This is a genomic window from Tianweitania populi (genome assembly GCF_014652875.1).
GTDB lineage: Bacteria > Pseudomonadota > Alphaproteobacteria > Rhizobiales > Rhizobiaceae > Tianweitania > Tianweitania populi.
Window position 1 is genome coordinate 548,087 of the sequence record NZ_BMZQ01000001.1, and the last position, 21,643, is coordinate 569,729.

Below are 21,643 nucleotides of genomic sequence, written 5' to 3' on the forward strand. Positions count from 1 at the left end.
CCGTGACGAAACTGTCGCAAAACCGCTGCATGACGCTACTATGTGCCGCGCTGCCTGCGGCAGTGAAATGGGAGATTGTGCATGAACGAGGTCAAGCCGGTGCGCGGCGAGTTGAAGGTCGGCGCAGTGGACGTGTCTGAACCGTCGGGCGGCAACCCCGATCGCTTCGTCAATCGCGAATTCTCCTGGCTGCAGTTCAATCGCCGCGTTCTGGAAGAATCGCAAAATCCGCGCCATCCGCTGCTCGAGCGCATCCGGTTCCTGTCGATCTCGGCTGCCAATCTCGACGAGTTCTTCATGGTTCGCGTCGCAGGCCTTGCAGGGCAGGTGCGCCAGGGCATCGCCGAAAAATCCGCCGACGGCCGCACGCCGGAAGAGCAGCTGGAGAACATCCTGCTCGAAGTCGGCCGCCTGCAGGAAGATCAGGAAGCCAGCCTTGGCCAGCTCGGGCAGTTGCTGAAGGCTGAAGGCATTGAGACCGTTAAGCCCAACGCGCTCGCCAAGGATGAAAAGGCTTGGCTCGAAGCCCATTTCATGGACGCGATCTTCCCGGTTCTCACGCCGATGTCGATCGATCCGGCGCACCCGTTTCCGTTCATCCCGAATCTCGGCTTCACCATGGCGCTGGCGCTCAAGCACAAGCGCTTGAACGAGACCATGACGGCACTGGTGCGCATGCCGCCCGCTCTGCGCCGCCTGATCCGTCTGCCGGAAAAGGACAAGCAGATCCGGCTCGTTTTGCTTGAAGACGCCGTCGAGTTGTTCATCGGCAAGCTGTTTCCAGGCTATCAGATGACGGCGTCGGGCACATTCCGCATTATCCGCGACAGTGATATCGAGGTGGAGGAAGAAGCCGAAGATCTCGTCCGCTTCTTTGAAACCGCCCTGAAGCGCCGCCGTCGCGGCCAGGTAATCCGCATCGAGTTCGACAGCGGAACGCCGGCCGAGCTGCGGGCTTTCGTGGCGCGCGAGCTGGCGGTGCCGGAAAGCCGTGTCAGCGTGTTGCGCGGGCCCCTTGCGCTCAACCAGATCTCGGAACTCACATCGATCCCGCGCGATGACCTGAAATTCGTGCCCTACAATCCGCGCTTTCCCGAGCGTGTGCGTGACCGCAATGGCGACTGTTTTGCGGCGATCCGGGAAAAAGACATCATCGTCCACCACCCCTATGAGAGCTTCGACGTGGTGGTGCAGTATCTGCGCCAAGCCGCCGCCGATCCGGACGTGCTGGCAATCAAGCAGACGCTTTACCGCACCTCGAACGACAGCCCGATCGTGCGCGCGCTGGCGGATGCGGCGGAAGCCGGCAAGTCGGTGACCGCTCTGGTAGAGCTGAAGGCGCGCTTCGACGAGGAGGCCAACATCCGCTGGGCGCGCGATCTCGAGCGCGCCGGCGTACAGGTCGTGTTCGGCTTCGTGGAGCTAAAAACGCATGCCAAGATGTCGCTGGTAGTGCGGCGCGAAGAAGGGAAGCTGCGCAACTACGTGCATCTCGGAACCGGCAACTACCATCCGATCACCGCGCGCATCTACACCGATCTGTCCTACTTCACCTGCGACCCGCAGCTCGCCCGGGATGTGTCGCAGGTGTTCAATTTCATCACCGGCTATGCAGAGCCGACGGAAGAGATGCGGCTGGCGATTTCGCCATTCACGCTGCGCTCCAGCATCATCAAGAACATCGCAGCCGAGATCGAGCACGCCAAGGCAGGCCGTCCGGCGCAGATCTGGATGAAGATGAACTCGCTGGTCGATCCTGAGATCATCGATGCGCTCTATGATGCGAGCAGCGCCGGTGTGGACATCGACCTCGTTGTGCGCGGCATTTGCTGTTTGCGACCGCAGGTGCCCGGACTGTCGGAAAACATCCGCGTCAAGTCGATTATCGGCCGCTTCCTCGAACACAGCCGCATCTTCTGCTTTGGCAATGGCGGTGGTCTGCCTTCGGATGGGGCGTTGGTTTACATCGGCTCTGCCGATCTTATGCCGCGCAATCTCGACCGCCGCGTCGAGACCTTGGTGCCCATCACCAATCCGACTGTGCATGAACAGGTTCTCGGGCAGATCATGCTGGGCAACATCATGGACAACCAGCAAAGCTTTGAAGTACTGGCCGACGGCACGTCCCGCCGTATGGAATGGGACGGCAGCGAGGAAGCGTTCAACGCGCAGGAATATTTCATGACGAACCCGAGCCTGTCAGGCCGAGGCGATGCGCTGAAACAATCCGCACCCAAACGCATTACCCGCCAGAAGCGTAAGAAAGGGAGCGTTGAAGGCAACGCATGATCGCCATCTCTCAAGGGCGTCTGCAAGACCGTCGTCCGATCTCCATCATCGACATCGGATCGAATTCGATCCGACTGGTTATCTATGAGGGCATCGCCCGGTCGCCGACTGTGCTGTTCAACGAAAAGATGCTGGCGGGTCTCGGCCGCGGCATTGTTTCGACGGGCAGGCTCGATCCCGAAGCCGTGCAGCGCTCGGTCGAAGAGTTCCGTCGTTTTCGGGCCCTTGCCGAACAGGCCGGCTCCGAAAGCCTGCATGTCATCGCCACCGCCGCTGCCCGCGAAGCGGAAAATGGCCCGGACTTCATCCGTCGCGCTGAGGACATTCTCGGCGTTGACATCAAGGTGCTGAGCGGGCGCGAAGAAGCCTATTACTCGGCCCTTGGCGTCATCTCCGGCTTCCATGATCCAGACGGCATCGCCGGCGATCTCGGCGGCGGCAGTCTGGAACTGGTGGATGTCGAAGGTGACGTGATCGGCGACGGCATCACGCTGCCGTTGGGCGGCCTTCGCTTGCAGGACGTGACCAAGGGCTCGCCGCAAGCGGCCGTGGAGGTCATCCGCAAGCAGTTGGCGCGCGCCGATCTGCTGGAAGACGGCGAAAATCGCACCTTCTACGCGGTGGGCGGCACCTGGCGAAATCTTGCCCGCCTGCACATGATCTCGACCGGTTACCCGCTCAATGTCATGCATCATTATGAGATGGATCTGGAAAGCACCGCGCCGTTCCTGCGGCAGGTCGCGCGCGGCGAGCTGGACAAGATGAAGGGGATCAATCTGATCTCCAAGAATCGCCGCAGCCTGCTGCCTTACGGTGCTGCCGCTCTGCAGGAAATTGCTGCGGTCATGAAGCCGTCGCGCATCGTCGTGTCGGCACTCGGCGTTCGCGAGGGCTACCTGTATTCGCTGTTGACCGAGGAAGAGCGCAAGGCCGACCCGCTGGTCTCGGCAGCGGAAGAACTGGCGACCTTGCGCGCCCGCTCAGTCACGCACGCGCATGAGCTTGCCGCCTGGACCGGCGAGACGCTACGGGCGCTTGGCGTGAAGGAGACCGCAGACGAAGCGCGCCTGCGTCACACCGCCTGTCTCGTGGCCGATATCGGCTGGCGGGCCCATCCCGAATATCGCGGCGTGCAGTCGCTGAACATCATCGCGCATGCGTCATTTATCGGGGTCGATCATCCCGGCCGCGCTTTTATCGCATTGGCCAATTTGTTCCGCCACGAAGGCGTGTTCCAGGATGGTTTTGCGCCCGAACTCGCCACGCTTGCAGGCACGCATTACCTTGAGCGTGCGCGTCTGCTCGGCGCCATGATGCGCGTGGTCTACCTGCTGTCAGCTTCCATGCCGGGCGTGCTGCCACAGCTAAAATGGGTGAAGCAGCCGAACGGCAACCTCGCGCTTGTTTTGCCGAAGGCGCTAGCCCATCTTGCCGGCGAGCGGCCCGAAGGCCGGGTGGCGCAGCTTGCCAAGGTTAGCGGCAAGGCGCTGGAGATGCTGGTCGCCGATCAATGACGCACTGAAACAAGGCTGAAGATGATCTTCAGCCTTGTGCCTCGACCACGGCAATCCGGCGCTTCTCGAACTTGAGCGCCACCTGTCCCTTGATGAGCTTCAGCGCCTGTTCGCCGAACACTTCGCGACGCCAGCCCTGAAGGGCGGGTACATTGGCGTCTTCGCCCTTTGACGCGATTTGTTCGATATCGTCGCTGGAAGCCAGCATTTTCGGTGCCACCGACTGCTGTTCGGCCACAATGCGCAAGAGAACCTTCAACAGCTCAGCACCGGCGCTCGTGCCTTCAGCCGGCTGCGCATAGCGCGGCAGCTTCGGCATCTCGTCCTTGGGGATGGCGAGGGCGGTGTTGATGACGGCGAGAAGTTCGGTGGCCGTAGACGACCGCTCCCAGCCCTTCGGCGTCGTGCGCAGCCGTCCAAGCGCATGCGCATCCTTTGGCTGCTGCTGGGCAATCTCGTAGATGGCATCGTCTTTGAGCACACGTCCGCGCGGCACGTTGCGGCTGCGGGCTTCGCGCTCGCGCCACGCTGCGACATGCTGCACGACTGCGAGTTCGACCGGCTTGCGCAGCCGCATCTTCAGCCGCTTCCAGGCGTCTTCCGGCTTCAGATCATAGGTCTCGGTGGCCGTCAGGATGCCGGTTTCCTCGGTCAGCCAATGTGCACGGTCTTCCTGCTCAAGCTGCGACTTGAGGTGGAGATAGACCGGGATGAGATAGGTCACATCGGCCAGCGCATATTCGAGCTGCTTGTCGGACAGGGGCCGATGCCGCCAGTCCGTAAAGCGTGACGACTTGTCGAGATGCGCGCCGGTGATCTTCTGCACCAGCTGGTCATAAGAGACGCTCTCGCCGAAGCCGCACACCATCGCCGCGATCTGGCTGTCGAACACAGGCGAGGGCACCAGGCCGCCGAGGTGGAAGATGATCTCGATGTCCTGTCGCGCGGCATGAAAGACCTTCATGACTGACGGGTTTGCCATCAACCGAAAGAAGGGCGCGAGGTCTAGGCCTTCCGCAAGAGGGTCGATCAGAGCGTTGCGCTCAGGCGTCGCCATCTGGATGAGGCAGAGCTCAGGCCAGAATGTGGTTTCGCGGATGAACTCCGTATCAACCGTCACGAAGTCCGCCTGCTCGAAGTCTGCAATGGCGTCTTCGAGTTCTGCCTGGGTCTGGATAAGGTTCATAAAACTGCTTTCGATTCCGTTTGCGCAGTTTTCAGCGCAAGCGCGGCACGTCAAGGCCGCGAGACGCCATTTGCGTCATTCGCCCGCAAGAGGCGCCGACGAATTGCGGGTGCGGCGCGTCAGCCGTGAAAACAAGGGCGACGTGCGCAACAGCGCGGTGAAGCGGCTTCGCCTTGATGCCGGCACGGGCTCGCGAACGAACATGCGGTAGATCGTAATCACGATCAGAACGGCATAAACCATGCCGGTAAAAACGAACAGTGCAGGCGGACCGAATACCTGCATGACATAGGCTGCGATCACTGGGCCGGCGATGGCGCCGATGGAGTAGAACAGCATCAGCGCTGCTGTCACCAGCACATACTCACCCTTTTCCGCGTAGTCGTTGGCATGCGCGGCGCACAGCGAAAACAGCGTCATCGCAAAGGCGCCGAAGATGAAGACGAGCGCAAAGTTGGCCAGCACGTTGCTGCCGGCCAGAAAGGCCAGCGCGAAGGCGGCGATCATCGACACTGCCGTGACGATCAGCAGCACCTTGCGGCGGTCCCAGCGATCGGACAGCGAACCCAGCGGATATTGCAGAAGCACGCTGCCGATGATGCCGGCACTGACGAAGATCACGATATTGGCTTCCGACATGCCGAGCTGCTGCGCATAAACGGGCGCGAGCGTGCGGAAAGAGCCATTGGTGACGCCGACCGCAACGCAGCCGATGGCGGCCAGCGGCGAGATGGCCCAGGCGCGCTTCAGGTCGAGCTTGACCTCGTCCGGCGCGACCGGGTTCGAGCGATCACCGAGCGAAACCGGCACAAGGGACAGGGTGATCATCATCGTCATGATGCAGAAGATCGCATAGCCTTCCGTTCCGACGATCGGGATCAGGAACTGGCACCCGGTGACTGAACTGACATCGACGATGCGGTAGAGCGCCAGGACACGGGCGCGGTCCTTGTTCGACGCACCCTGGTTGAGCCAGCTTTCCATGACGGTGAACAGGCCGGAAAAGCAGAAGCCGGTGACGAAGCGCACGCCGGCCCATACAAGCGGGTCAATCCACAGGATCAGCATCAGCGTTGCGGCGGAGGCGATTGCGGCGAGCGTTGCAAAGGCGCGGACATGGCCGACGGCCTGCATGATGCGGGTGATCCACAGGCAGCCGATGAAAAACCCTGCGAAGTAGGAGGTTCCCATCCAGCCGATCATGGAAGGCTGGAAGCCTTCGGCGGCGCCCCGAACGGCGATCAAGGTTGCCTGCAAACCATTGCCGCCGAGCAGGATCCCGGCAGCAATCAGGAGGGGTATGAGGGGGCGCAGCGTCGACATGAACTTCCAAGGCGGGGCATAAGCCAAGCAATATGGAGCGCAGAACGGCCATATTGCGATCCAAAACGCACGGATTAGCTGTACCAGTAGCATTCATTTGCGGATGGGGAAGAACAGGATTGCGCCCCATGAGAGCGCGTTCTTGACAAACCGGACCCTGCATGCGCTTTTCGCGCCGATTTTGGTCCCCGCAACTTGTGGGTGACTTCCAGCGCATCCGTACCACCCGGGAACTGTCATGCACCGCTATCGCAGCCACACCTGCGCTCAACTCCGTAAGGCCGATGTCGGCCAGACCGTCCGTCTGTCCGGCTGGGTTCATCGCGTCCGCGACCATGGCGGTCTCCTTTTCATCGACCTGCGCGATCATTACGGCTTGACCCAGATCGTCGCCGATCCGGATTCGCCCTGCTTCAAGATCGCGGAAACGGTTCGCGGCGAATGGGTGATCCGCGTTGATGGCGAGGTCAAAGAGCGCCTGGCCGATACCGCCAACGCCAACCTGCCGACCGGCGAGATCGAGATCTTCGCCAAGGAAATGGAAGTGCTGTCGGCCGCCAAGGAGCTGCCGCTCCCCGTTTTCGGCGAGCCGGACTATCCCGAAGACATCCGCCTGAAATACCGCTTCCTCGATCTGCGCCGCGATACGCTGCACAAGAACATCGTTCAGCGCACCAAGATCATCGCCGAGATGCGCAAGCGCATGAACGAGTCGGCCTTTACCGAGTTCTCGACGCCGATCCTGACAGCTTCGAGCCCGGAAGGCGCGCGCGACTTCCTTGTGCCGTCGCGCATCCATCCCGGCACCTTCTACGCGCTGCCGCAGGCGCCGCAGCAGTATAAGCAGCTGATCATGGTGTCGGGCTTCGACCGCTATTTCCAGATCGCGCCCTGCTTCCGCGACGAGGATCCGCGCGCCGACCGTTTGCCTGGCGAGTTCTACCAGCTCGACCTGGAAATGAGCTTCGTGGAACAGGAAGACATCCTGCAGACCATGGAGCCGGTGCTGCGCGGCGTGTTCGAGACGTTTGCCGAGGGCAAGCCCGTTACGCAGTCTTTCCCGCGCATCAAGTATGATGACGCGATCCGCAAGTATGGCTCCGACAAGCCTGACCTGCGCAACCCCATCGAGATGCAGGCGGTGTCCGAGCATTTCGCAGGCTCGGGCTTCAAGGTCTTCGCAGGCATCCTCGCCAACGATCCGAAGGCGGAAGTCTGGGCTATTCCCGCCAAGACCGGCGGCAGCCGCGCGTTCTGCGACCGCATGAACTCCTGGGCGCAAGGCGAAGGGCAGCCGGGTCTCGGCTACATCTTCTGGCGCAAGGAAGGCGACAAGATTGAAGGCGCTGGGCCGATCGCCAAGAACATCGGCGAAGAGCGTACCGAAGCCATCCGTCAGCAGCTCGGCCTGGAAGACGGCGATTCCGCCTTCTTCGTCGCCGGCAACCCCGCGAAGTTCTACAAGTTCGCAGGCGATGCCCGCACGCGGGCCGGCGAGGAGCTGAACCTGGTTGATCGCGAGCAGTTCGCCCTGTGCTGGATCATCGACTTCCCGTTCTTCGAATGGAACGAGGACGAGAAGAAGATCGACTTCGCGCATAACCCGTTCTCCATGCCGCAAGGCGGCATCGAGGCGTTGAACGGGCAGGATCCGCTGTCGATCAAGGCGTTCCAGTACGACATGGTCTGCAACGGCTTCGAGATCGCGTCCGGCGGTATCCGCAACCACCTCCCGGAAACGATGGTGAAGGCGTTCGAGATGGTCGGCCTGTCGCGCGAAACGGTGGAAGAGCGCTTCGGCGGCCTTTACCGAGCATTCCAGTACGGCGCCCCGCCCCATGGCGGCATGGCGGCTGGTGTGGACCGCGTGGTGATGCTTCTGTGCGGCGCCAAGAACCTGCGCGAGATCACCATGTTCCCGATGAACCAGCAGGCCTATGATCTGCTGATGGGCGCACCGTCGGAAGCCACGCCGCAGCAGCTGCGCGAGCTTGAGCTGCGCACCGCGCCGAAGAAGAAGGACTGAGGCGGGCGGCTTTTCAGCCGCTTCATCTCTTCTCGAGACAAACAAAAAAGCCCGGCGTGAGCCGGGCTTTTTTGTTGAAGCGGTTCAACCGTTCTCAATCGTTGGCGGTGACGCTGACGCCGAGCTGGTTGATGATCGCCTTGGGCGCATCCGGGCCGCGCGCCATCATGCCGGTTGCGGCAAGCTGGGCGAAGGGCAGGGGCTGAGCCGGCTTCGCGGTGATCTGCAGGCTTTTCGGATCATCCAGGAAGCTGTTGACGGCAGCGGTTACCGATTGCGCAAATTCCGGCATGTTGAGCTGAGCGAGACCGAACGGAACGATCGCCTTGGCCTGATTGACGAGGGCTTCCGGCGTCGTGTTCTGCTTCTTGGCGATGGCGCCAATGACCTTTTCGGTCAGCGAATCGTCTTCGAAGCGGATGGTGGCCTGGTTGAAGATCACCTGCTGCATCAGGCCGAGCATCGCCATGCCTTGAGCGGACTGATCGGCTTCAGGCGCTGCCGCCATCTTCTCGGTGGTTTCGCGCATGGTCTTGATCAGTGCCGGCGTGTAACCGCCGAGATCGAAGGTGATGCTGAGCGTGCCGGCATCGTCGACGATGAAGTCGTTCTTCTTGATCAGAAGCTTGCCGTCCTTGGTGTTCCAGGAGGCTTCCATCTGGATCTTGCCGGTAACGGTCTCGTAGCCGAGATCCGAGAGGGTTGGCTTCACATCCGGCGTTGCCAGTTCAAACAGGTCGCTGCTGAAACGGTTGGCCGCGATCGTGATGTCATAAGCGCCGCTGCCGGCCGTGGTCTCGGTCGCCGAGCTGCTGAGGTCTTCGATCGTCAGCACGCGCTTGCCGCCGAGTTCAACAGTCGCGCTGTCGGCCTTGGCGTTCTCATATGGCGTCATGCCGGCGGCGGCAGCGGCATCGAACGGCAACTGCGCGCCCTTGACTTCGATACCCTTGGCCGTGACCGTCGCGCCTTCCTGCATGACGGAATAATCCGATAGGGCGATTGAGCCGACGAGGTAATGATCGCTTTCTTCCGAAATGTCGGAGAAGGTCACGTCGCCGAGCTGAACCGGCTGTGTCGCGCCAGGAACCGTGCCCTTCACGCCCTTCGCAACCACTTCCGACTCGTCGCCGGTCAGGTCGCTCCATTCCAGGATCGTGCCCTGTTCGGCCGACAGCGCCTTCAAGCGCGTACCGAACTGCTCGAGCTCGAAGGCCTGCGCACCCGTGATGGGCAAGATGAGCGCAAGCGCGGTGAAAGACAGGGTTGAAGCCAGCGGCAAACGAATGGTCATGCTGATGATCCCGTTAAAACAATGGTTCGGTCACTCTTGATCGTTTCAATCCGAGATCATCCCGGCAAGAGCAAGGCGAATCGTGTTCGAAGATGATGATGGGCAAGAATTTCAGCGCTCTGCCCGTAACACCGGCACTTTGCTGAAACTGAGTACGAAAAGCAAACGCGCTTCTATCCACAGAACTCACAGGCTGAACGGCTGGTTTACGCCGCTGTTCTGATCTTGTTCTTGCCGCGAATCGCTGCGACCGTTACGCCGAAACCATGGGAAAAAGCCTTGTTCCGCCGCCGGATAATGGCGGCAACGCCATTGAACCGGTCGACCTGAAGCGGGCGCTCGAAGAGCGCTACCTCGCTTACGCGCTTTCGACCATCATGCATCGCGCTCTGCCGGATGTCCGCGACGGGCTGAAGCCGGTGCATCGCCGCATCATGCACGCCATGCGCCTGTTGCGTCTCAATCCCGATCAGGGCTTCGCCAAGTGCGCTCGCATCGTGGGCGAGGTTATGGGCAAGTTCCACCCCCATGGCGACCAGTCGATCTATGATGCGCTGGTGCGTTTGGCGCAGGATTTTTCCGTGCGCTATCCGCTGGTCGACGGGCAGGGGAACTTCGGCAATATCGACGGCGATAGCGCTGCGGCCATGCGCTACACCGAAGCGCGCATGACCGATGTCGCGACAGCACTGCTGGAAGGCATCACCGAGGATGCCGTCGATTATCGCCCGACCTATAATGAGGAAGACGAAGAACCTGTCGTTTTGCCGGGCGCCTTTCCGAACCTGCTGGCCAACGGCTCGTCGGGCATCGCGGTCGGAATGGCGACCTCGATCCCGCCTCATAATGCGGCCGAGCTTTGCGATGCAGCCCTTCATCTGATCGACAATCCCGACGCGCCGCTGGAATCGCTGCTGCAATGGGTGCAGGGGCCCGACTTCCCGACCGGCGGCATCGTGGTCGATTCGCGCGCCGTGATTCAGGAAGCCTATGAAACCGGACGCGGTGGCTTCCGGCTGCGTGCGCGGTGGGAAAAGGAAGACCTGGGGCGCGGCACCTGGACGGTCGTCGTCACCGAAATCCCCTATGGCGTGCAGAAGGGCAAGCTGATCGAGAAGATCGCCGATCTGCTGATCGCGCGCCGTTTGCCGCTGCTGGAAGACATTCGCGACGAGAGCGCGGAAGACATCCGCGTCGTGCTGGTGCCGAAGAGCCGGTCGGTAGACCCCGGCCTTCTGATGGAATCGCTGTTCAAGCTGACCGAGCTCGAAACGCGCTTTCCGCTCAACATGAACGTGCTGTCGCGCGGCAAGGTGCCGAACGTGCTGTCGCTCAAGGGCGTGCTGCAGGAATGGCTGGAGCACCGCAAGGATGTCCTGATCCGCCGGTCCAAGCACCGTCTGGCAGAGATCGAGCGCCGGCTGGAAATCCTCGGTGGCTACCTCATCGCCTTCCTCAACATCGACGAGGTGATCCGCATCATCCGCGAAGAGGATGAGCCCAAGCAGGTGATGATCGCGCGCTGGGACCTGACCGACATCCAGGCCGAAGCCATCCTGAACCTGCGTTTGCGCCAGCTGCGCAAGCTGGAAGAGTTCGAGATCCGCAAGGAGTTCGACGCGCTTTCGGCTGAAAAGGCCTCGATCGAAGCGCTGCTGGATTCGTCCGAGAAGCAGTGGCAGACGATCAAGTGGGAAGTGTCGGTTGTTCGCCGCAACTTCGGACCGGATACCGACATCGGCAAGCGCCGCACGACGTTCGCGGATGCGCCCGACGTTGATCTCGGCGACATTCATCAGGCGATGATCGAGAAGGAACCGGTCACCGTCGTCATTTCCGAAAAGGGCTGGCTGCGGGCGCTGAAAGGGCATCTGGCGGATTTCTCGGCGCTGACCTTCAAGGAAGGCGACCAGCTCAAGCTCGCTTTCCATGCGCAGACGACAGACAAGATCCTGGTCTTCACCACGGGCGGCAAGTTCTACACGATCGGCGCCGACCGTCTGCCGGGCGGTCGCGGCCATGGCGAACCGATCCGTATCATCGTCGACATGGAAAATGATCAGGCGATCGTCACCGCTTTTGCGCATCAGCCGGGCCGGCGGCTGCTGCTCGCTTCGCATGGTGGCTACGGCTTCCTGGTGCCGGAAGACGAAGTGGTCGCCAACACCCGCAAGGGCAAGCAGGTGATGAACGTCAAGATGCCGGACGAAGCCAAGCGCTGCGTTCCGGCCAATGGCGATCAGGTCGCGATTGTCGGCGAAAACCGGAAGATGCTGGTGTTCCCGCTGGGCGAAGTGCCGGAGATGGCGCGCGGCAAGGGCGTGCGCTTGCAGCGCTTTAAGGATGGCGGCATGTCCGACATCAAGGTGTTCACGCTGGAACAAGGCCTGAGCTGGCACGACTCGGCCGACCGAACCTTTACCCGCCGCGCGGCCGAGCTGGTTGAATGGACCGCCGAGCGTGCGACCGCCGGGCGTGTCGTGCCCAAGGGCTTCCCGCGCACGGGTCAGTTCAGCTGAGGGCTTCGCAGCGACGCTTACCGGCGCACGATGTAGGACATGCCTATCGATCTGGGCGCGGTTTCACGAAAACCATATTGCTCGTAAAGCCGGTTTGCCGGGACATCCGCAATGAGGCTGACATAGGCGGTCGCAGGCAAGGCTTCATTCACATAGGCCATCAAATGCGCCATGATCGCCTTGCCGAGACCTTTGCCTTGATGGGCGGGATCGACCGCGATGTCGGTGATCTGGAAGAAGCATCCCCCATCGCCAATGATGCGGCCCATGCCGATCGCTACGTCCCGATGCCTGATGACGGCGGCGAACACTGTTCCTTTCAGGCCGATCGCTGCGGCCTCTTCGGAAAAAGCCGTAAGGCCGGCGACGCCTCGCAGGCGCATATACTCTTCAAGGGATGGGACTTCCGTGGCGAATGCAAAGTCGCCGTTTAAAACCGGGGTCTTCGTCATCCTGAAATCTCGCTTTAGGGATGCAGCCAATCCAGCTTGAAATTCGTGCGCGAAACGCCGGTGAAGCGGCGCAGGCGCTCGATCTCGGCTTCGAGGCCGGAAACGAGCTGACGGGATAGCCGCGTACGCTTTTCTGGCCAGAAGCGGCGCACGCTCATGACGTCGTTCGGGCGATCGGCCTTCATGTCGATGCGCCCGACGATCGTGTCGCCGCGCATAACGGGGAAGACGTAATAGCCATATTTGCGCTGCGCTTCCGGCACGAAGACCTCAATGCGGTAATGGAAGTCAAAGATGCGCTCGGCACGGCCGCGATCGCGCAGCAGCGGATCGAAGGGGCTGAGTACGCGAACCCTGGTCGGCGGCTCGGGCACTGTGTCAAGTTCTGCTAGCGTGGCGGGGAAGGCGAAGGCGGTGCGCGGCTTGGAACCGTCGGCGCTTTCGATGCGAACTTCCTCAAGCCGGCTGCGATTGGCCGCAACCCATTCCTCGACTTCCGCCGGCTTGAGTAGCTGGAAGAAGGCGGCGATCTGGCCGCGTGTGCCGAAGCCGAGGCGGGCCAAAGCCGACGTGCAGGCCCAATCGACGAAGGTGTCGTGATCGAAGGTTTGCTCGCGATAGGCGGCCGGGATGACGCGTTCGGTGAGGTCATAGACCTTCTGGAAGCCTTCGCGCCGGCTGATCTGCAATTCCCCGGTACGCCAGAGGTATTCAAGAGCCGCTTTCGACGGATGCCAATCCCACCAGCCGGTAGAGGGCTTGTCGCGCGCTTCGAAGTCGCGCGCCATGACAGGACCGTCGCGGCGGATGCGTTCGAGAATGGCGTCGGTAGAACGGGCGAAGTCGCTGCCGAAATGCATCGGCCTCAGCGCCAGACGCTCCTTCTCCCGGATGAAGCGGTGCTTCCAGTAAGGAAAGAAGGATACCGGAATGACCGACGCATCATGCGTCCAATGCTCGAACAGGGTGCGCTCACGTTCGATCAGCCGGTGTAGTTGCTTCTGCTTGTAGGTCTTGTTTCGGGCAAACAGGATCTGGTGATGCGCGCGTTCCACGATCGCGATGCTATCGACCTGCACATAGCCAAGACGCTCGATTACGCCTTGCAGCTCGGGCAGCGTCTGCGCGCGGTGTGGTGGGTCGGACAGGGCCTGGTGATGGATCAGGAGGCGGCGTGCAAGGCGGTTCTGGATCAGCTGCTGCATAGGTGGAAGGTAGCCTTTCGCCCGCCAGCCTCAAGTCAGATGTCTCAAGTCGGATGGCGCAAGGCGAGTGATGCGCGGCGGCGCCGTCCTTGCGCGATCTGCCAAGCCGAATGCGCGATCAGCGTCACAATGAGGATCGCGCCGCCGACCAGGCTGGCGGTGGTCGGGACTTCGGTGAAGATCAGCCACACCCAGATCGGCGCCAGTACCGTTTCGAGCAGGTAGAACATCGCGACTTCCGGCCCCGACAAGTATTTCGGGGCATTGGCAAGGCAGAAGAACGCGATGGGGATGACGACGAAGCCGTCGAGCATGATCCATTGCGGCGCTTCCGCTTCGAAGCCGACGCGTGCGACCATGATGATTGCTATGCACAACGCCGGGATGACGGCCATCAGCGACGCAAAGCCCATGTCGCGGCCGCTCCAGCGGCTGATGGTAATGGCGGTGGCGATCAGGAAGGCGGAGCACATGGCCAGAGCATTGCCGACGAGATTGCCGGTGCCGATGCCGGCATGAACGATGATCAGCACGCCGACGATCATCAGGAAAATTGCGGCAAGCGTTGCCGGTTTTGGCCGCTCTTTCAGGAAAATCCAGGACAAAACGGCGGCAAAAGCGGTGTTGAACGCCAGGATAAAGACGAGATCGGCCGTTGTCGTGTGGAACACGGCAAGCAGAAACGTCATTGAAGAGAGCGAGTAAAGCCCGGCAACGATCAGCCCGATGCGGCCGGGTATCAGCGGTGGCAGCTTCATGCCGATGCCGCGCAGTATCGACCAGATTACCAGCGTGGAAACCAGCGTCGTGCTGGTGCGGATCAGAAGTGCGCTCCAGCTGTTGGCATGGCCGAGCTTGACCAGCGGGATGTCGATGGTGAGAACGAGCCCGCCAAGGGCCGCCAGAAGCAGGCCGCGCGCATGCGGCGAAAGCGAATGGAACAAGCGAATCTTCCCCCGGGGTCTCGCCCGAGTTAGGTCGACTTCACTTGTCCTGTCCAACCTCATCTATGCGGAAGCGTTCCCAACCCTTTGGTCCAAGATGCTCCTGCGGCTGAAAGCGGACCTTGTAGGCCATTTTGCGCGAGCCGTTGACCCAATATCCCAAATACACATGCGGCAGGCCCATGGAGCGGGCGCGGGCGATGTGGTCGAGGATCATGAAAGTGCCGAGCGAGCGGTCTTCGAGCTCGGGGTCGAAGAAGGAATAGACCATCGAAAGCCCGTCACCCATGCGATCGCTGAGTGCGACGGCAACGAGATCGCCCACGCCCTTGCCGGTGATGAACGTATCAGGGCCACGGCGGCGATATTCGATGACCTTGGTTTCGACATGGCTGTCTTCAACCATCATTGCATAATCAAGCACGCTCATCTCCAGCATGCCGCCGCGCTTGTGGCGGGCTTCGAGATAGCGGCGGAAAAGGGAATATTGCTCGGTGCTGGGTTCCGCATCATGCATGTCGCCAACGAGATCGCCGTTGCGCGCGGCCACCCGCTTCATGTTGCGGGTGGGCTCGAACTCGTTGACGAGGATCCGGGTGGACACGCAGGCCCGGCAAGTCTCGCAGGCCGGGCGATAGGCGATGTTCTGCGAGCGGCGGAAGCCGCCCTGGGTCAGCAGGTCGTTGAGATCCTTGGCCCGGTCGCCGATCAGATGCGTAAACACTTTCCGCTCGAACTGCCCTTCAAGGTAGGGGCAGGCGGTGGGTGCCGTCAGAAAGAACTGCGGCGAAGGAGGCTGGTGATGCGTCATCGATGCCGAAGCGGCTCACTCGTTTCGAGCGTAGGTTGAACCGCTCGCGCAAAAGGTCAACTCACAAAGATTGATCCGTGAGGTGACGCTGCCGTCGCTCAGCGATCCGTGCGGATCACGGCAGTGCCAAGCAGCAGGTCATGCAGCGTGCGCTTGCGGTCGATGAACAGCGATGCGAGCAGGATCAGCGGCGTCAGGATCACGTTACCGGCCCAGAACAGGACCGAGTGAACGACTGCCAGCACGCCATCCACGCGCCCACCATCAAGGCGCTCGAGCCGGATCGACATGGCGCGCATGCCCAACGTGGCCTGCCGTGGCGAGCCCATGGTCGAGAAGACATAAACAAGCGCGATGAGCGGGGTGAGCATGCCAAACAGCATCCAGCCCAGACCAAGCGTGATGATGCCGAGGAAGCCGACGATGACGCTGACCGGGATCAGCAAAAGAAGCACGATGGCATAGTCGATGCAGAAAGCGAGGATGCGACGCCGGCGGACACCATCATACAGCCTGACATCATCGAGGCTGCGGTAAAGCGCGCCGGTCTGATCCATCGTGGCAGTGTGTTGAGTCGACATCGCGGTCCTTCCAGTGGGTTGCCCCATGGAGATGGCGATTTGCCTAAGCAACTTCAAGCGATGCCAAGGCCCGCCTTCAGGCGCGCCTTGGCAGCAGGCTTGTGACGCCGATGGCAAGCCAGCCGAGGATCATCAGCGTGCCGCCGGTGGGTGCCGCCATCGGGAACAGTCGCTCGGCGCCGTAATGGCGCACGATCAAGTCGGTCGCAAACAGCGCGACGCCGACAAAAAGCAGCCATGCGGCGAGCCGCAGCGGCTTAGACGCGCCAAGCAGGCCGACGGCCAGAAGGGCAGGGGCATGCATCAGAAGAAAGGAAGCGCCGGTTGCGATCGGCCCGCCGCCGCTATGGGTCGCGACGGCTGAGAAGGCCACACCGGCGGCACCGCAAAGCGCGGCGGCAACGCAGAGACCGCGATCCGGCACGGCTGCAATCATGATGCGAGGAGTTCCGCCACATCGGGCGCGAAATAGGTCAGGATGCCGTCGCAGCCCGCGCGCTTGAAGGCAAGCAGGCTTTCAAGCATGGCACGCTCGCCATCGATCCAACCATTTGCGGCAGCCGCCTTGATCATCGTGAACTCGCCCGACACCTGGTAGGCGAAGGTCGGAACGGCGAAGGTTTCCTTCAGCCGGTGCACGATGTCGAGATAGGGCATGCCTGGCTTCACCATCAGCATATCAGCGCCTTCGGAGAGATCCTGCTCGGCTTCGCGCATGGCTTCGTCTGTGTTGGCAGGGTCGAGATAATAGGTCTTCTTGTCGCCCTTCAGGAGACCGCTGGTGCCGATCGCTTCACGATAAGGACCGTAAAAGGCCGACGAGAACTTGGTCGCATAGGACATGATCGCGACGTCCTGGAAGCCGTCCGCATTCAATGCATCGCGGATCGCGCCGATGCGTCCGTCCATCATGTCGGAAGGCGCGATGATGTCGGAGCCGGCACGCGCCTGAGACAGCGCAGCCGCAACGACCTGGTCGACCGTCTCGTCATTGACGATGACCCCGTCGCGCAAAATGCCGTCATGGCCATGATCGGTGAAAGGGTCGAGCGCGGCATCGGTGATGACGCCGATATTAGGTGCGGCATCCTTGATCGCGCGCGTGCCGCGATTGATCAGATTGTCGGCATGGCAGGCATGCGAGCCGGTCTGATCCTTCAGCGCGTGGTCGATATAAGGGAAAGTGGCGATGGCGGGAATGCCGAGCGAAGCGGCGCGTTTGGCTTCCTGCGCGGCCATGTCTACCGACAAGCGGAACACGCCGGGCATGGCGGGCAGGGGTTCGCGCTTGTTCTCGCCATCCACAAGAAAGATCGGCCAGATCAGGTCGTCGACGGTCAGCCTGTTTTCCTGAACCAGTCGGCGCGACCAGTCTGCCTTGCGCGTGCGGCGCAGGCGGCGGCTTCCGGTAATTTCATCGACGCTTCGGCCGATCCGTGTCGGCGCGCGGGATATCCTGTCCATGGCAGATGCCCTTTCTCAGAGCGGGCTCATAGCACAAGGGCTGTGCGCGCACCACGCAGCAAGCCTGCGGCATTGACGCCACGCAGGGCGAACCGTAAGCCCGAAGCTTGTCTGTACGACCTGGCTTTGGGCGCGATGACTTGGGAGAGGTGGTCATGAAAGTGGATTTCGGCGGCGGCGAAGAGATCGCCTTCGAACGCGTCGGCAGGGCGGGCGTCGTTACGCTCACGCGACCGAAGGCGCTGAACGCGCTGACCCACGGCATGGTCAAGGCGCTGGCGGCAGCGCTGACGACATGGGCTACAGAAAGCGACGTCGCCGTCGTGGTGGTAAAGGCGGAAGGCCGGGCCTTTTCGGCCGGCGGCGACATTCTGGACGTGTATCGCCGCGGCAAGGCCGGCGAGCATCCGGTGGCCTTCTTTGCCGACGAATACCGCCTGAACACACAGATCGAATCCTACCCAAAACCATATATCTCGTTGATCGACGGCATCGTCATGGGCGGCGGTGTCGGCATTTCCTTTCACGGATCGCATCGCGTGATCAGCGAGAATGCGCTGTTCGCTATGCCGGAAGTCGGCATCGGCTTCTTTCCCGATGTCGGCGGCAGCCATCTTCTGCCGAAGCTGCCGGGCTCGTTCGGTCGCTACCTTGCGCTGACCGGCGATCGTATCCGCGCGGGCGACATCATGGCGTCCGGAATGGGCACGCATTTCGTGCCGTCCGCCAGCCATCCGCTGCTGGTCGAGGAACTGGCCTCCTCAGGCAATCCGCGTGCAGCCCTCGCCAAGTTCATCACGGAAGAGCCGGCGCGTGAGATCGATGATGGCGCGCTGCATACGATCTCCAAGCTGCTATCGGTGGATCGCTTCAAGGAGGTTATCGCCGGCCTGCAACGCGCTGCACCGCGCGACGAGTTTGCGCAAAAGTTGCTCGACACCATCTCCAAGCGCTCGCCCACCAGCCTGCATGTCACCTTCAAGCAGATCCGCGACGGTGAGATGCTTACGATGCCTGAATGCATGCAGATGGAATATCGCATCCTCAACCGCATGCTGCAGGGCCATGACTTCTATGAAGGCATCCGCGCGGCGCTGATCGACAAGGGCTCGACACCGCAATGGAAGCCGGCTGACATCAACGCGGTGTCCAATGCGGATGTTGAAGCCTATTTCGCGCCGCTCGGCGAAGGGGAACTGCGTCTGTGATTGCCGGCCCAGCCAGGATCGCGGTTGCCGCGCCGACCCTTGCCGAACGCGCGCTTGCCTTTCTGCATCGGCTGGTTGCCGTGTACTGCCTCCTGTTCGGCATCCTGTACTGGATCCGCTTGATCGGCCTGAACGACGGCGTCACCTGGCGCTTCGATACGATGCCGATCTATTGGCAGGCAGCCGGCGTCGTGCTCGCCGTGTTCTTTCCCTTTGCTGCCATCGGCCTATGGATGCTGGCCTCCTGGGGCCCGGTCCTGTGGCTGATCTGCGCGATCACGGAAATCGTGATGTATGTCGGTTTCCCGCAAGTCTTCGGATGGCGCATTGGAGCGGTTGCTGTTCATTTCACCGTTGCCGCGCTTTATCTGATCCTGCGGTTGGTTATTTATTTCCAAAAGAAAAGGTTGGCGTAAGTCGTTATTAAGCCTCTTTGAAATGGAGGCTTGGAAAGCTCTGGTTAAGCTTGGCGTTTAAGTCGAATTTTAGGTGCGACGGTTATGGTCATGCCCAAGGTGAGATCAAAAAAACAATCACCAGGCGTCAACACGAGAGGCACAACCGATGAACACGCGACAGGCCGCCAAGCCCGCACCGGCGCAAGACGAACGCCGCGAAGCAATCCGCACGCTTTACATGGAAGCCCTTCAGCTCGTTGAGCGGCTGCATCGCCGGTTGCTCGACGTGATCAAGGATGAGTTCGACCGCAACGGCCGCAGCGACATCAACGCGATCCAGGCGCTGCTCTTGTTCAACATCGGCAATGCCGAGCTCACCGCCGGGGAACTGCGCTCGCGCGGTTATTATCTCGGCTCCAACGTTTCCTACAACCTGAAGAAGCTGGTCGATCTCGGCTTCATCAACCACCAGCGTTCGCGCATCGATCGCCGCTCGGTCCGTGTCAGCCTGACGCCGAAGGGCCAGGAAATCGAAAAGATCGTTGCCGGCCTGTATGAGCGCCACATCGGCTCCATCGAAGCTGTCGGCGGCATCAACCACGACGAGTTCAACCAGATGAACAAGTCGCTGCAGCGCCTCGATCGCTTCTGGAACGACACGATCGCCTACCGGATGTAAGTCCCGCACATCTTCTGGGCTCGAGGGAGAACCTCGATGAAACGGCGCCTCGGTCTGAACTCCGGGCGCCGTTCCTGCGTCCGCAATGCAACACATTTACGTGTGCCTTGCCTGATCCAGGGCGTTGAAGATCAAGGTGATAGGGCAGGCCACGCTGCCGCCATATTCGAGTGACACGGCGATTGTCATGGAACGGGCGTTTGGAGCCTGGAACGACCCGATCGGCGTTGCGTTGCAGCGTGATCGAGGATCGAGCGGCTCAATGGCCATCCGTTGATTGGTAACTTGTTAAGCCTGTTTTCCTATCGTGACGGATCGATGCCGAGTTCAGACGTGTCCGAGTGACCGCAGACAACGTGGATAGATGATGAAAACAACCCGCCGCCATTTTCTGACCGCAGCCGGTGCTTTGGCTGGTACGGCGCTTGCCGCGCCTGCTTTCGCTCAGGACATCCTCGACGATGTTTTCCAGTCCAACCGCCGCGGCGGCTGGAACGACCAGTTCGATGCTAAGGCAGCCGGCGGCGAAGCGGTTCAGTCAGCTATCCCGATCTATAGCCACGAAACGCTGATGTACACGCAGCAGGCGATTACCGAATATCAGAACATCGTCGCTCAGGGGGGCTGGAACGAGGTGCCGTCGGGCAACAAGTTGCAGCTTGGCGTCGTTCATCCGGACGTCGAGGCTATGCGCCGCCGTCTGATGATCTCGGGCGACCTGTCGCAGCGCGCCGGCCTGTCCCAGTCCTTCGATACCTACACCGATGCCGCCCTCAAGCGTTTCCAGCGCCGTCATGGCCTCCCGGCCGATGGCGTCACCGGCAAATACACCTATGCCGCGATGAACGTGTCGCCGCAGATCCGGCTTGGTCAGTTGCAAACGAACCTGAACCGCCTCAACCAGAACATGGGCTCCTATCAGGATCAGCGCTATGTCATGGTCAACATTCCGGCGGCGCAGATCGAAGCCGTAGAGAACGGTCGCGTCGTTTCGCGCCATACGGCAATCGTGGGCAAGATCGATCGCCAGACGCCATTGATCGATTCCGCGATCAACGAAGTGATCGTCAATCCCTATTGGAACGCGCCGGAGTCGATCGTCCGCAAGGACATCATTCCGTTGATGCGCAAGAACCCGAACTATCTGCGCGACAACAACATCCGCATCCTTGCCGCCGATGGTTCGGAGATCGATCCGCTGACCATCGACTGGTCGACCGAAGATGCCGCCAAGATGCATTTCCGCCAGGATCCGGGCAAGATCAATGCCATGGCTTCGGTGAAGATCAACTTCCCGAACAGCCATGCGACCTACATGCACGACACGCCGCAGCAGAGCCTGTTCAACAACCTCATGCGCTTCGATTCGTCGGGCTGCGTGCGCGTGCAGAACGTACGCGATCTCGTGACCTGGCTGCTCCGTGACACGCCGGGCTGGAGCCGCCAGCGCTTCGAGGACACGATCCGCAGCGGCCAGAACACGCCCGTTCAGCTTTCGCAGGCCGTGCCGGTGCACTTCACTTATGTATCGGCCTGGTCGACCGGCGACGGCGTCGTGCATTTCCGCGATGACGTTTATGCGCTGGACGGCAATCAGGAACTGCAGATGTCGCAGGCGATCTGATCGCCTCTGCTTGCAAGATCAAAGGCCGCCTTCGAGGCGGCCTTTTTCGTTTCGGCATCTGTGTCGGAAACACAGCAGAAAAATGCGGTTCCGGCTCGTGGCGAGCGCGCACCAAGTGTGATAGTG

18 protein-coding genes are annotated in these 21,643 nt (G+C 61.3%); 8 read left to right on the forward strand and 10 right to left on the reverse strand.

What is annotated here, in order from left to right; genetic code table 11:
* Positions 1-81 precede the first annotated feature (81 nt).
* Both IE166_RS02705 and ppx read left to right on the forward strand, forming a co-directional pair.
* A complete protein-coding gene (locus IE166_RS02705) occupies positions 82-2,289 on the forward strand; it encodes an RNA degradosome polyphosphate kinase (protein WP_189501482.1) in 2,208 nt (735 codons plus the stop codon).
* A complete protein-coding gene (ppx, locus tag IE166_RS02710) occupies positions 2,286-3,803 on the forward strand; it encodes an exopolyphosphatase (RefSeq protein WP_189501483.1) in 1,518 nt (505 codons plus the stop codon). The genes IE166_RS02705 and ppx overlap by 4 nt, the downstream gene beginning before the upstream one ends.
* A gap of 28 nt (positions 3,804-3,831) precedes the next feature.
* Here the strand turns inward: ppx and rnd are convergent, their stop codons facing one another.
* Together rnd and IE166_RS02720 are read right to left on the reverse strand one after the other, a co-directional pair.
* Positions 3,832-4,989 (reverse strand): ribonuclease D, encoded by a 1,158-nt coding sequence (rnd, locus tag IE166_RS02715; protein ID WP_189501484.1) that lies wholly within the window; start codon positions 4,987-4,989, stop codon positions 3,832-3,834.
* A 75-nt stretch (positions 4,990-5,064) separates the two neighbouring features.
* A complete protein-coding gene (locus tag IE166_RS02720; RefSeq protein WP_189501485.1) occupies positions 5,065-6,312 on the reverse strand; it encodes an MFS transporter in 1,248 nt (415 codons plus the stop codon).
* 238 nt (positions 6,313-6,550) lie between these two features.
* On the opposite strand from IE166_RS02720, the gene aspS reads away from it, so the two are divergent.
* Positions 6,551-8,338, forward strand: coding sequence for an aspartate--tRNA ligase (gene aspS / locus IE166_RS02725; RefSeq protein ID WP_189501486.1), 1,788 nt, complete (start codon positions 6,551-6,553; stop codon positions 8,336-8,338).
* Between the two features lie 94 nt (positions 8,339-8,432).
* Here aspS and IE166_RS02730 read toward each other — a convergent pair whose 3' ends face one another.
* Positions 8,433-9,632 (reverse strand): hypothetical protein, encoded by a 1,200-nt coding sequence (locus IE166_RS02730; protein ID WP_189501487.1) that lies wholly within the window; start codon positions 9,630-9,632, stop codon positions 8,433-8,435.
* A 266-nt stretch (positions 9,633-9,898) separates the two neighbouring features.
* On the opposite strand from IE166_RS02730, the gene parC reads away from it, so the two are divergent.
* A complete protein-coding gene (gene parC, locus IE166_RS02735) occupies positions 9,899-12,151 on the forward strand; it encodes a DNA topoisomerase IV subunit A (protein ID WP_189501488.1) in 2,253 nt (750 codons plus the stop codon).
* A gap of 17 nt (positions 12,152-12,168) precedes the next feature.
* Here parC and IE166_RS02740 read toward each other — a convergent pair whose 3' ends face one another.
* The 7 genes from IE166_RS02740 to hemB all read right to left on the reverse strand — a co-directional run bounded on the left by IE166_RS02740 (position 12,169) and on the right by hemB (position 17,608).
* The gene (locus IE166_RS02740; RefSeq protein WP_244641301.1) at positions 12,169-12,603 is read right to left on the reverse strand and encodes a GNAT family N-acetyltransferase; all 435 of its coding nucleotides are present in this window, start codon (positions 12,601-12,603) and stop codon (positions 12,169-12,171) included.
* 14 nt (positions 12,604-12,617) lie between these two features.
* Complete coding sequence (locus IE166_RS02745; protein ID WP_189501489.1) at positions 12,618-13,808, reverse strand: winged helix-turn-helix domain-containing protein; 1,191 nt, start codon at positions 13,806-13,808, stop codon at positions 12,618-12,620.
* Positions 13,809-13,852: 44 nt separating this feature from the next.
* Positions 13,853-14,752 carry a DMT family transporter gene (locus IE166_RS02750; RefSeq protein ID WP_189501490.1) on the reverse strand — a complete coding sequence of 300 codons (900 nt, stop codon included), beginning with the start codon at positions 14,750-14,752 and terminating at the stop codon, positions 13,853-13,855.
* Between the two features lie 40 nt (positions 14,753-14,792).
* Complete coding sequence (locus IE166_RS02755) at positions 14,793-15,563, reverse strand: arginyltransferase (protein ID WP_189501491.1); 771 nt, start codon at positions 15,561-15,563, stop codon at positions 14,793-14,795.
* Between the two features lie 98 nt (positions 15,564-15,661).
* Positions 15,662-16,144 carry an RDD family protein gene (locus IE166_RS02760; RefSeq protein ID WP_244641302.1) on the reverse strand — a complete coding sequence of 161 codons (483 nt, stop codon included), beginning with the start codon at positions 16,142-16,144 and terminating at the stop codon, positions 15,662-15,664.
* A 76-nt stretch (positions 16,145-16,220) separates the two neighbouring features.
* On the reverse strand, positions 16,221-16,580 hold the full coding sequence (locus IE166_RS02765) for a DUF423 domain-containing protein (protein ID WP_189501492.1): 360 nt from the start codon (positions 16,578-16,580) through the stop codon (positions 16,221-16,223).
* Positions 16,577-17,608, reverse strand: coding sequence for a porphobilinogen synthase (hemB, locus tag IE166_RS02770; protein ID WP_189501493.1), 1,032 nt, complete (start codon positions 17,606-17,608; stop codon positions 16,577-16,579). The genes IE166_RS02765 and hemB overlap by 4 nt, the downstream gene beginning before the upstream one ends.
* Positions 17,609-17,769: 161 nt before the next feature.
* On the opposite strand from hemB, the gene IE166_RS02775 reads away from it, so the two are divergent.
* The 4 genes from IE166_RS02775 to IE166_RS02790 all read left to right on the forward strand — a co-directional run bounded on the left by IE166_RS02775 (position 17,770) and on the right by IE166_RS02790 (position 21,517).
* Positions 17,770-18,816, forward strand: a complete 1,047-nt coding sequence (locus tag IE166_RS02775; RefSeq protein ID WP_189503203.1) for an enoyl-CoA hydratase/isomerase family protein — start codon at positions 17,770-17,772, stop codon at positions 18,814-18,816.
* 17 nt (positions 18,817-18,833) lie between these two features.
* Complete coding sequence (locus IE166_RS02780) at positions 18,834-19,232, forward strand: DUF6163 family protein (protein WP_385965087.1); 399 nt, start codon at positions 18,834-18,836, stop codon at positions 19,230-19,232.
* A gap of 148 nt (positions 19,233-19,380) precedes the next feature.
* On the forward strand, positions 19,381-19,893 hold the full coding sequence (ldtR, locus tag IE166_RS02785) for a transcriptional regulator LdtR (RefSeq protein WP_189501495.1): 513 nt from the start codon (positions 19,381-19,383) through the stop codon (positions 19,891-19,893).
* A gap of 367 nt (positions 19,894-20,260) precedes the next feature.
* A complete protein-coding gene (locus IE166_RS02790) occupies positions 20,261-21,517 on the forward strand; it encodes a L,D-transpeptidase family protein (protein ID WP_189503204.1) in 1,257 nt (418 codons plus the stop codon).
* Positions 21,518-21,643 lie beyond the last annotated feature (126 nt).

Bases quoted from the DNA above. Each gene is read 5' to 3' on its own strand.
- aspS (WP_189501486.1), top strand. From the start codon at position 6,551: ATGCACCGCTATCGCAGCCACACCTGCGCTCAACTCCGTAAGGCCGAT.
- IE166_RS02790 (WP_189503204.1), top strand. From the start codon at position 20,261: ATGAAAACAACCCGCCGCCATTTTCTGACCGCAGCCGGTGCTTTGGCT.
- IE166_RS02755 (WP_189501491.1), bottom strand. From the start codon at position 15,563: ATGACGCATCACCAGCCTCCTTCGCCGCAGTTCTTTCTGACGGCACCC.
- ldtR (WP_189501495.1), top strand. From the start codon at position 19,381: ATGAACACGCGACAGGCCGCCAAGCCCGCACCGGCGCAAGACGAACGC.
- ppx (WP_189501483.1), top strand. From the start codon at position 2,286: ATGATCGCCATCTCTCAAGGGCGTCTGCAAGACCGTCGTCCGATCTCC.
- IE166_RS02720 (WP_189501485.1), bottom strand. From the start codon at position 6,312: ATGTCGACGCTGCGCCCCCTCATACCCCTCCTGATTGCTGCCGGGATC.
- rnd (WP_189501484.1), bottom strand. From the start codon at position 4,989: ATGAACCTTATCCAGACCCAGGCAGAACTCGAAGACGCCATTGCAGAC.
- IE166_RS02745 (WP_189501489.1), bottom strand. From the start codon at position 13,808: ATGCAGCAGCTGATCCAGAACCGCCTTGCACGCCGCCTCCTGATCCAT.
- IE166_RS02705 (WP_189501482.1), top strand. From the start codon at position 82: ATGAACGAGGTCAAGCCGGTGCGCGGCGAGTTGAAGGTCGGCGCAGTG.
- hemB (WP_189501493.1), bottom strand. From the start codon at position 17,608: ATGGACAGGATATCCCGCGCGCCGACACGGATCGGCCGAAGCGTCGAT.
- parC (WP_189501488.1), top strand. From the start codon at position 9,899: ATGGGAAAAAGCCTTGTTCCGCCGCCGGATAATGGCGGCAACGCCATT.
- IE166_RS02760 (WP_244641302.1), bottom strand. From the start codon at position 16,144: ATGTCGACTCAACACACTGCCACGATGGATCAGACCGGCGCGCTTTAC.
- IE166_RS02740 (WP_244641301.1), bottom strand. From the start codon at position 12,603: ATGACGAAGACCCCGGTTTTAAACGGCGACTTTGCATTCGCCACGGAA.
- IE166_RS02765 (WP_189501492.1), bottom strand. From the start codon at position 16,580: ATGATTGCAGCCGTGCCGGATCGCGGTCTCTGCGTTGCCGCCGCGCTT.
- IE166_RS02730 (WP_189501487.1), bottom strand. From the start codon at position 9,632: ATGACCATTCGTTTGCCGCTGGCTTCAACCCTGTCTTTCACCGCGCTT.